Origin of the sequence: Kitasatospora sp. NPDC007106 (assembly GCF_040634455.1) — a bacterium.
Lineage (GTDB): Bacteria > Actinomycetota > Actinomycetes > Streptomycetales > Streptomycetaceae > Kitasatospora > Kitasatospora arboriphila.
Genome location: NZ_JBEYFP010000710.1, coordinates 1 through 3,006 on the forward strand (window position 1 = coordinate 1; position 3,006 = coordinate 3,006).

4 protein-coding genes are annotated in these 3,006 nt (G+C 73.4%); 2 read left to right on the forward strand and 2 right to left on the reverse strand.

Annotation, left to right across the window (positions count from 1 at the left end):
* Window positions 1–1,167 (reverse strand): replication-associated recombination protein A (locus tag ABZ641_RS31180; RefSeq protein ID WP_359987233.1); only part of this gene is annotated, 1,167 nt, incomplete at its 3' end.
* A gap of 103 nt (window positions 1,168–1,270) precedes the next feature.
* Between ABZ641_RS31180 and ABZ641_RS31185 the strand changes: the two genes are divergently transcribed.
* Window positions 1,271–1,771 carry a VOC family protein gene (locus ABZ641_RS31185; protein ID WP_344624191.1) on the forward strand — a complete coding sequence of 167 codons (501 nt, stop codon included), beginning with the start codon at window positions 1,271–1,273 and terminating at the stop codon, window positions 1,769–1,771.
* A 10-nt stretch (window positions 1,772–1,781) separates the two neighbouring features.
* Here the strand turns inward: ABZ641_RS31185 and ppk2 are convergent, their stop codons facing one another.
* Window positions 1,782–2,585: a polyphosphate kinase 2 gene (gene ppk2 / locus ABZ641_RS31190; RefSeq protein ID WP_344624190.1), complete on the reverse strand. Its 804-nt coding sequence runs from the start codon at window positions 2,583–2,585 to the stop codon at window positions 1,782–1,784.
* 184 nt (window positions 2,586–2,769) lie between these two features.
* Here ppk2 and ABZ641_RS31195 point away from each other — a divergent pair.
* Window positions 2,770–3,006: LysR family transcriptional regulator (locus ABZ641_RS31195; protein ID WP_359987236.1), on the forward strand; the 237-nt coding region annotated here is incomplete at its 3' end.

Consider the following 3,006-nt stretch of genomic DNA (forward strand, 5'->3'; position numbering starts at 1 on the left):
GGCGCCGCCGTAGTGGGCGTCCCGCAGGTGCGGCGGGACGGGCCCGGCCAGGCCCTGCCGGACGTCGGCGAGGGCGGCGTCGATGGCCAGGTAGGCGGCGTTGGACTTGGGGGCCAGCGCCAGGGCGATGGCGGCCTCGGCGAGGATGATCCTGGCCTCCGGGAAGCCGATCATGGCGACCGCCTGGGCCGCGGCGACGGCGGTGGCGAGCGCGGTCGGGTCGGCCAGACCGACGTCCTCGCTGGCGGAGATCATCAGCCGCCGGGCGATGAACCGCGGGTCCTCCCCCGCCTCGATCATCCGGGCCAGGTAGTGCAGGGTGGCGTCCACGTCGCTGCCGCGGATCGACTTGATGAGGGCGCTGGCCACGTCGTAGTGCTGGTCGCCGTCCTTGTCGTAGCGGACGGCGGCCTGGTCGACGGCGGTCTCGGTGGCGGCCAGGGTGATCTCCGCCGCGCCCTGCTCCAGCGCGGCGCCGGCGGCGGCCTCCAGGGTGGTGAGCGCCCGGCGGGCGTCGCCGCCGGCGAGCCGGACGAGGTGGTCCTCGGCCTCCGCGGAGAGTTCGACGGCGCCCTGCAGCCCGCGTTCGTCGGCGACCGCGCGGCGCAGCAGGGTGCGCACGTCGTCGTCGGTGAGCGCCTCCAGGGTGAGCAGCAGCGAGCGGGAGAGCAGCGGGGAGATCACCGAGAAGTAGGGGTTCTCGGTGGTGGCGGCGATCAGGGTGACCCAGCGGTTCTCGACGGCGGGCAGCAGGGAGTCCTGCTGGGCCTTGGAGAAGCGGTGGATCTCGTCGAGGAAGAGGACGGTCTCGCGGCCGGTCATGCCGACGGCGCGGCGGGCGCCGTCGATGACCGCGCGGACCTCCTTGACGCCGGCGGTGATGGCGGAGAGTTCGACGAAGCGGCCCTCGACGGCCTGGCTGATCACGTGGGCGAGGGTGGTCTTGCCGGTGCCGGGCGGGCCCCAGAGGATGACCGAGCTGGTGGCGGCGGGACCGCGGGAGCCGGCGACCAGGCGGCGCAGCGGGGAGCCGTCCTTGAGCAGCCGGCGCTGGCCGGCGACCTCGTCGAGGGTGCGCGGGCGCATCCGTACGGCGAGCGGGGCCCGGCCGGGCTCCTTGGCCTGGCGTTCCTCGGCGGCTGCGGTGAAGAGGTCCGGTTCGTCCACGGGCGCAAGGGTATGCGAGCGGACCGACGGCCCGGCCGGGTAGTTCGAATTTGAACCTGAGGGCGTACGCTGGGGGCTCCCCCCGTCGCCGAAGGAGTGCGCCATGCCCGTCCGCCGTCTGAACCACGCCGTGCTGTGGATCCGCGAGGTCGACCGTTCGGTCGCCTTCTACACCGAGGTCTTCGGGTTCTCGGTCGGCCACCTGATCCCCGGCCGGGCGGCGTTCCTGTCGGCGCCGGACACGCTGAACGACCACGACCTCGGGCTGTTCGCGATCGGCGCGGACGCGCCCGGTCCGGAGCAGGGCCGGGTCGGCCTCTACCACCTGGCCTGGGAGGTCGGCACGCTCGGCGAGCTGGCGGAGATCGGGGCGAGACTCGCCGAGCGGAAGGCGCTGGTCGGCTCGACCGACCACCTGGTGTCCAAGTCCTTCTACGCCAAGGACCCGGACGGCAACGAGTTCGAGGTGATGTGGCGGGTCCCGCGCGAGGACTGGCCGGCCGCGGAGTCGGACGCCCGGCCGGGCCCGCTCGACCTGCAGGCCGCGCTGGACCGCTGGGGCCCGGACCTGGCGACCGGTGCCGCGGCCGGCTCGGCGAGCTGAGCCGACCCGGTCAGTCCGCCAGCTTCGCCGCGTGGTCCGGGACGAAGGTCTGCAGGTCGCGCGGCGGGCGGCGGTAGCCGGTGGCGGCCGGGCGCGGCGGCAGCACCACCGCGGGCGGCTCGATCGCCAGGTACGGGACGGTGGAGAGCAGGTGGGCGATCATGTTGACCCGGGACCGCCGCTTGTCGTCGCTCTCCACCACGTACCAGGGCGACTCCGGGATGTCGGTGTGCGCGAACATCACGTCCTTGGCCCGGGAGTACTCCTCCCAGCGGGTGATGGACTCGATGTCCATCGGGGAGAGCTTCCAGCGGCGCATCGGGTCCGAGAGGCGGTCCCGGAACCGCTTCTCCTGCTCGGTGTCGCTCACCGAGAACCAGTACTTGCGCAGCAGGATGCCCGCCTCGACCAGCATCTGCTCGAAGAGCGGGGTCTGGTGCAGGAAGAGCCGGTACTCCTCCTCGGTGCAGAAGCCCATGACGTGCTCGACGCCGGCCCGGTTGTACCAGCTGCGGTCGAACAGGACGATCTCGCCGGCGGCCGGCAGCTGTTCGACGTAGCGCTGGAAGTACCACTGGCCCCGCTGGCGCTCGGTCGGGGCGGGCAGCGCGGCGATCCGGGCGATGCGCGGATTGAGGTACTCGGTGACGCGCTTGATCGCGCCGCCCTTGCCGGCGGCGTCCCGGCCCTCGAAGACGACGACCAGCCGCACGCCCTCGCTGCGGACCCATTCCTGCAGGCGGACCAGCTCGTGCTGGAGACGCAGCAGCTCGCGCTCGTACGGCTTCTTCGCGAGCCGATCGGTCTTCCCCACAGGTGTGCCCTCCGTCCGCGCGGTGGGCACCCACGCTACGGCGGATCACCGCTCCGTGCCGGGACCGGCACGGCGGACGGCACCGGCAGCCCCCTGCACTGCCGGTACCGCTCCCCCCGTGAGCGGCCGACTCTGCACCAGCCCCGCCCTCCCGGTCCAATTCCGTGATCCATACCCTGTGGGCATGGACATCGACACCCGGTTGCTGCGGGCGTTCGCGGCGGTGTTCGACGAGGGACAGCTCACCGCCGCGGCGTCCCGGCTCGGCGTGGCCCAGCCGACCCTGACCAAGCGGATCCGGCTGCTGGAGGGGCAGCTGGAGGTCCGGCTGTTCGAGCGGTCGCGCGCCGGGATGGCACCGACGCCGGCGGCGCACGAGCTGGCCGCGCGGGTGCCCGCGCTGCTGGCCGGCTGGGCGGAC